The following is a 6,809-nucleotide window of genomic DNA, read 5'->3' as shown; positions in this document are numbered from 1 at the left end:
TGCCAGTTTAAATTAATACTGTAAAATTAAAACACTTAAGAAAGCTTGGAAATCCAAGCTTTCTTTTTGATATGAAAAATAACGTTCGGTTCACATTTGCAGCAACGTAGTTTCTTCTTCCAGATTGTCCATAATTTAGACTCAGATTAATAGGGTCATAGCAGCTCCTTTTACGATTGGCATAGACCGGTCGTAATTTACCTGTTATGGTTGCGGCTGATGTGACATCTGACACCTATTTAAGCATTATTCTTAGACATCACTACTAATATAAGCCATTCATGTAAGCATTGGTTTTGTCTATATCCATAAAAGAAAGTGTATAAAATCAAATGCATGATAATATTACGTTAATCATTTAACATTCGGATAAATAAACTGTACAATATTAAATTTTGAGTGATATTGTTTAAATATAATTAAAAATCATGAGTCTAATAACTTAGGGAGGACACTTATGAAGGAGTTCACAAGAAGGGAATTTTTACAGAAGGCTGGGAAAACAGCTGTTGGTCTTGCAGCTTTTGCGGCAGTTCCAACATTAACAGGATGTGGTCAGGAAAGTCAGGTTCCGGTAGCCACAACAACAAATGAGACAGAAACAGTTGAGGAAACAACAGCTGCTGTTGAAAATAAAGTAACAAATGATATCCCTGCAATAACACTTCCTCTTGAATGGCATGAACTTGATAAGAAGGAAATTCAGGCAAGAGTATACGAGCAGTGGTTCAAACTCGGTGGATGCGGAGCATCTGTTTTTGATGGATTGTTGGGTGCTTTGGCAGATAAGTATGGTTATCCATACAATCAGTTCTCACATGAGATGGCTTTTCTTGGACATGCCGGTTATACATGCGGTTCATACTGCGGATCTCTTGGCGGTGCAACATTGGCCATTGCGCTTCTTATACCTAAGGAGAACCAGGATGATGTTTTAAAGGAACTTCAGGCTTGGTATACATCAACAGTCCTTCCAATTTACGAGGGAGAGTATGATGATGTTCATACAACATCACCTTCCGTGAACTGTGTAGATTCACTTGGAACATGGATGACAGCTGCCGGAGTTGCTGAGAAGAGCGACCCTCGCAGAAAGTCACGCTGTGCTGCACTTTCTGCCGACGTTGCTGCAAAGACAATCGAGCTTATAAATGTATTCTATGGTATTGAGAAGCCAGCTGAAGCAGAAAGTACAGAAGCTGAAACTGCCGATAATGAGTATATCGGCACAGCTAAGGGTATGGAAGGCGATGTTCAGGTTAAAGTAACTGTAGATGATGGAAAGATCAGTGATGTAAAGGTTATGTCAAACAATGAGACGCCAAACATTGGTACAAAGGCCATTGATGCAATTCCGGAGAAATTCATAGGATTATCATCACCTGAAGAAATAGATGCAGTTGATGCGGTATCGGGTGCCACAGTAACATCTGACGCGTTGAAAGAAGCCGTTAAAAATGCACTTTCACAGATAAAATAAGGAAAAAGGTCATGTTCCGTATTTGGAATATGACCTTAAATTTTTGGAAAAGAAAATATTTTTTATTTATATCTTGACACAGATTCTTTTCGGATATATAAAACTTAAGCAGTTAGTTAATACTAACCATAAAAGTACATAGTATGGAGGAGTTATGAAAAGAATCAGTCAGAAGTTATTCTCAGTTTTATTAGCAACAAGTTGTATCATTTCAACCCCAATCTCATCATTTGCCCATGGTGCATGGTTTGCCCAAAGAACAGACCGAACACAGCTGGTAGTGGGAGAGGGATGGAAGGACAATGGATATGATCCAAACGGTCTTCTCATGATGAATGCTTATAGCGCTCAGTACAATTTCACAGCTCTTGAGCCACAGAAGGGCGACAATTATCTTTACATCAATCCTACAGATGATGTTTCTGTTGTAGATGTCATTCTTGATTATGGTTACTGGAGCAATAACGCTGAAGGGAAATGGATTCCAAAGCCAATGGATGAGGTAGAGGGTTCTACAATCGGGACTCATGCTTTAAAGTACAGCGTTAACTATCTGAAGAGTGTAGATAATGTTCAGCCTATGCTGGATATGCCATATCAGTTCGTTCCATCAGCTGATCCTACAAAGCTCAATGTAGGTGATGTATTTGCTGTACAGCTCCTTCATGAAGGACAGCCTATGGCAAATGTTGATATCATTCCTGATGTCATGAACCATCATACAGTCACAACAAAAACAGATGCCAATGGTTTTGCATATGTTACAGCTGTAAACGGCGGCACAAATGTAATTGGATGTGAGATGGTAGTTCCTTACGAGAACGAAGGAAAAGACAAGAAGGCTACAAGAAGCAAGGTATTTGTAAGTCTTAGCTATACTCTTTATCCGGAAGAGACAGATTAAACTATCACTCCATTTACATTTTAGAAGAAAGCCGGGACATCCCGGTTTTTTTTATGAGAAGAAAATATTATGTTTGGAGGAAGTTTTTTGGGATTTGACCTGGAGCGATGATAAACGTCATCTACCTTATGAGATAAGATTATTACTTTCGCTTACTAATGCAGTAGGGGCAGGACGTATGCGTCAGGCAACAAGAGAACTGGTGAAGGCATATATACATGGTCTGGACAGCGCAGCGTTGGACGATGTTTTTGAACTGTTGGTGTGGAATCAGGGAATCGGGTACTTTAGTTCAGAGATAGGACCTTCCACACTGTTCGCAGCTTATAAGACAATCAAAAATATGGAAAAACAAGGTAAACCGCGACGTGAAATCGGTGATACTTTAAAAGAAAAGTTTGGAGAAAAGAACCCTGATGTCAAAGTATGAGTTTTTACCTTTCGTGAAAAGGCTGGGATGTAAAAGTCCCGGCTTTTTTATTTTTTGATTTATATGAAAACCTTTAGTGCCGAATATAGTAGTGAATACTAAATTGTTCCATGTTCCTTATTAATCATTTTATTTTCTTTCATTAACAGCGAGTAGTGGCTGTTCCACCACTGATCGCCCTCCTTTCTTTCAAAATAAATGGGCAAGACAAAAAAGGGCTGCAGTACGAAATTATCATCGTATTGTAGCCCTTGAAACTGTATTGATAAAAACTTCTTGTATAAGGCTGCATAATACCTTCTTTTAAATAGATTTTGATATCACCAGTCATCGGATTTAATGCATCATTGTCGGCATTAATGATATCAAAGAAAGTGGTGAATCTCAGAAATACGAATGACCTCCCATGGAATCTCCATATTACGTGTAATAAGCTTCATAGTAGAGATGAAATCTATTAAATCAAGGGTTTGACTTATTCGAACAGCTTTCCATTCAGATTATTTAATTTAAATCTATGTCGATATATAGATAAAGGGGTGTTCTGTATTTTTTTGCTGTAAGACTTACAGCATGTAATTTACAAGGAGGTAAATTCAATGAGAATATTAACTAATGTATCTAGAGCTGAGTTAGATCATCTTGTAAATCAGCCTACAGCCAAGGCAATGATAAAGTTTGGATGCTTTAAAGAAACAAATATTGGTTAAGGCTCCTTTTAATCATTTCGATGAAGCTGAGAAAAGAATGAGCAGTAAGATACATACAGTTTCAAACAGGTTTATCAAAGATATACAAAGTAAAAAGATTTATCCCGCACAAAAGGTCTTTAAGTCAGTTATTTTCAATATAGGAATCAGACCTTTTGTGAAAAAGAAAGGCCTGGCATATCATGGGGTTATGGAGAAGTGGGACAATATAGGGATTCAATTAAAATGAAGCATATTTAGGCATGGGTTCATTTATCGCAAGAGATTATATTTCAAAGTATGGTGAGGAACTTGATGGCGTAACATTGTGCGGAACCATGGGAGTCTGGCCGGATTTTGAAGATGCAAAAAACTATATAGATAAGATCGTTGAAAGCGGAAAGACAAAAGAGTCGGATCCTGATATACCAAAGAAGCCTATCGTGTCAATGTTCCGCTACAGAACTACGATGATTTCCTGAATTTCTATGATATTAAAGAAGGGGACGGCATGTATCTTGCTCTTGAAGATCGCATCACTGTCTGGTAAATTTTGGGGTTGATCATTTGTCATCCAATGATTTTTTCTGATTTAACAGGAGAATTTTATGAAGAGAATATTGATTTCACTGACATTGGTATCGGCTTTGTCAATAAACCTTGTCGCCTGCGGATCATCAGGCTCAAACGAAACAACGGCTTCCGCATCCATAGAAGCATCGGATGTAGTAGATGCACAGGTTACGACAGAACCTACAACGAAGCAATCTACGAAATCACCGGAAGAAGTGAACGAAGCGCAGGAGACAGGTGCTTATGATGTGGCGCAGCTTGAAGTAGTCGATCCGGATGGTAAAGCTTCAACTATCAGTGGCTTTATGAAAGAAGGCATTCCGGTTCCTTATGTTGATGTTGTTGAATATATGAATAAAGTATATGATACGGCCAATGTATTCTCTTTATCATCACAAGGCAGTGGAGTGTATAAGATAAGTAATGCCAAAGGCAATATGACAGTTGATACGGTTAAGGATACACTACATTCTGATAAAATAGAGCAGTTCTTATATAACGATCAGAGGCTGAATCCGACAGATGATACAGAATATGTATATGAACATATCATTGCTACTGATTACAGAAAAGATCCCTACGCCCTTGATATCGATCTTTCAAATTACGGAATAGATATCATAGAAGAAGACGGCAAAGTATATTTTCCGCTTACAACAGCAGCTGATTTTACAGGGGTTTCTTATTTGAATACTGTTTATTATGATAATAAGATTTATCTGAATTACAGTTCCGACAAACCTTCTGTTAACTGGGAGGACTATTTCAATAAAGAAGTCAGGGATGCCGGTGAGATAGCATATACCTATGGGGAGTTTTGCTTTGTTATGGATAATATATATGGCAACGCACCGCATTGTATATTAGCTGAGTCTATCAGGGATAAAGGATTTGATGCCACGCTTGAAAGCTACAGTGATGAGACAAGGCAGGTAAAAGAGCTTCTTAATTCTGATAAGACTGTTGATCTGTTATTTGGTACCATAATTTTGTCAACTATGTTATATGATGGCGGTCATACAGATCTTTCTACGGATATTCTCACTGACCTTGATGGGACAACGGCGTTCGCTGAACTTGGCAGGATCGTAAAAGAGGAACCCGACAATATAAGGACTGTTCTTTATCGGAAGTGGTACGGCGATTATATAAGTAAAATGGAAGCCAAGATGATAATCAAAGAGTACGGCAGTGAGTTTGATAAATATCAGGCTGTTTTTGATGAAGAGACAGAAGAAGGACAACGCTATCGTTACTATGAATTTGATGACACCGGAATCTTTGTATATACAAATTATGACGATAATGCTGTAAGGAACTTTAAGAAAGCGCTTGATCTTGCGAAAGAGCATGGCATGAAGAATTTCATATTTGATGATTCGGATAATGGCGGAGGTTCTACAGAATCATGTATGTATATGCTTAATGCCATTACCAAAGATAAGCGAGATGAATTCTACTATGAAAGTGCAATGACCGGCAATGCGACATATGAAAAGTTAGATTACGATATGGATCAGGATGGTAAATTTGAAGGGGACGATGAAGACTTTGATTATGGCTTTAATTATGCCGTTATGTGTTCCCAGGGTTCATTTTCAAGCGGCAATCTGTTCCCTTGTCTGTGTAAGGAAGCCGGAATTCCGATAATAGGAGAGAAAAGTGCTGGCGGAACATGCAATCTTGTTTTCTTTAAAATGAATCAGGGTGTTCAATATTCAGCATCAGCATTCAGAGTATTTAACTATCAGAATGGAGGAAATGTAGAAGCCGGTGTATCACCAGATTATGATATTACAAAGAAGAATACAGACGGAACAACAGATTACAGTGATTTCCGTAATTTCGAATTGCTTGATCAGATAGTTGATGATCATTACGGAACGTAATATGGATATCCATTCTTTCCGTTTAATTCAACCAAAAAAGGATCCCATGGGGTCCTTTTTGATTGGTGAAGAACATTCCTTTATTGATATTTCTGTCCCTTGCGTTTTAAATATCTTTAAGCAAACTTCGGAATGTTATGGATAGATCTATATTACGACAATTGAAGAGGTTAACGAGACCTTTTCATATATTTTTTTTGCCAAAAGTCTCGATAACTTCTTCAATTTAGGGACGAGAACATCAGTTTGCGTTTAAATTATTGCGCAAAACCCTTGTTTAACGAAAAAATGTTGATTATACGGCATACGTTGTTAACGTAGAATTTTGTCGGTTCAAGCTAAAACTGTAAAATCCGTAAAGATAGGGCTGTAAAATGTCAAAAGTTCGGCTTTTTACACCTTTCAGCTTTAATTTTTAAAGCTTCATTTTGTAAAAAGCCGAACATTTAAAGATAAAACTGTAAAAAGCCGAATATTTTGCCTGAGTTTTTAAAGATAATCTTGTAAAAAGCCGAACATTTTAAAGCTAAATCTGTAAAAAGCCGAACATTTAAAGGTAAAGTTGTAAAAAGCCGAATATTGAATTGTGTTCAATCAATTGCCATCATCACCAAAAAGATCATAATTGGCTACGGACTTTCTATGTTCCTCGTCTATAGCAGCATAATGTTTTACAGTTGTGTTCACATTCTTATGACCAAGAACATCAGCAACCATATATATGTCACCGGAAGAATTATAAAGTCTGGTTCCAAATGTACGGCGGAACAAATCCCAAATTTAGGATTTATTCAGAAATCCAAACTTAAATAAAATCCAAACTTTCTGCCAAGATTCTACTCCT

General features: G+C 37.5%; 5 protein-coding genes and 1 pseudogene. 5 read left to right on the top strand and 1 reads right to left on the bottom strand.

Annotation, left to right across the window (positions count from 1 at the left end; translation table 11 throughout):
- The first annotated feature begins 457 nt into the window (after positions 1–457).
- The 5 genes from BXO88_RS15955 (at position 458) to BXO88_RS15930 (ending at position 5,965) form a co-directional block, all read left to right on the top strand.
- Positions 458–1,480, top strand: a complete 1,023-nt coding sequence (locus BXO88_RS15955) for an FMN-binding protein (RefSeq protein WP_078038715.1) — start codon at positions 458–460, stop codon at positions 1,478–1,480.
- Positions 1,481–1,634: 154 nt separating this feature from the next.
- Positions 1,635–2,384: a DUF4198 domain-containing protein gene (locus BXO88_RS15950; protein WP_078038714.1), complete on the top strand. Its 750-nt coding sequence runs from the start codon at positions 1,635–1,637 to the stop codon at positions 2,382–2,384.
- A gap of 178 nt (positions 2,385–2,562) precedes the next feature.
- Positions 2,563–2,814 carry a hypothetical protein gene (locus BXO88_RS15945; RefSeq protein WP_242945249.1) on the top strand — a complete coding sequence of 84 codons (252 nt, stop codon included), beginning with the start codon at positions 2,563–2,565 and terminating at the stop codon, positions 2,812–2,814.
- A gap of 952 nt (positions 2,815–3,766) precedes the next feature.
- The gene (locus BXO88_RS15935) at positions 3,767–3,985 is read left to right on the top strand and encodes a hypothetical protein (RefSeq protein WP_078038712.1); all 219 of its coding nucleotides are present in this window, start codon (positions 3,767–3,769) and stop codon (positions 3,983–3,985) included.
- Positions 3,986–4,111: 126 nt separating this feature from the next.
- A complete protein-coding gene (locus BXO88_RS15930) occupies positions 4,112–5,965 on the top strand; it encodes a S41 family peptidase (protein ID WP_078038711.1) in 1,854 nt (617 codons plus the stop codon).
- Positions 5,966–6,559: 594 nt separating this feature from the next.
- Here the strand turns inward: BXO88_RS15930 and BXO88_RS15925 are convergent.
- Positions 6,560–6,730: pseudogene (locus BXO88_RS15925) on the bottom strand (tyrosine-type recombinase/integrase); the annotation flags it as partial.
- Positions 6,731–6,809: the final 79 nt, after the last annotated feature.

The organism is Oribacterium sp. C9, from assembly GCF_002007235.1.
Classification (GTDB): Bacteria; Bacillota; Clostridia; order Lachnospirales; family Lachnospiraceae; genus Oribacterium.
This window is presented reverse-complemented; position numbering and strand designations above follow the sequence as displayed.

Excerpts from the sequence above, each read along its gene's own strand:
- BXO88_RS15945 (WP_242945249.1), top strand. The coding sequence starts at position 2,563 with ATGCGTCAGGCAACAAGAGAACTGGTGAAGGCATATATACATGGTCTG.
- BXO88_RS15935 (WP_078038712.1), top strand. The coding sequence starts at position 3,767 with ATGGGTTCATTTATCGCAAGAGATTATATTTCAAAGTATGGTGAGGAA.
- BXO88_RS15955 (WP_078038715.1), top strand. The coding sequence starts at position 458 with ATGAAGGAGTTCACAAGAAGGGAATTTTTACAGAAGGCTGGGAAAACA.
- BXO88_RS15950 (WP_078038714.1), top strand. The coding sequence starts at position 1,635 with ATGAAAAGAATCAGTCAGAAGTTATTCTCAGTTTTATTAGCAACAAGT.
- BXO88_RS15930 (WP_078038711.1), top strand. The coding sequence starts at position 4,112 with ATGAAGAGAATATTGATTTCACTGACATTGGTATCGGCTTTGTCAATA.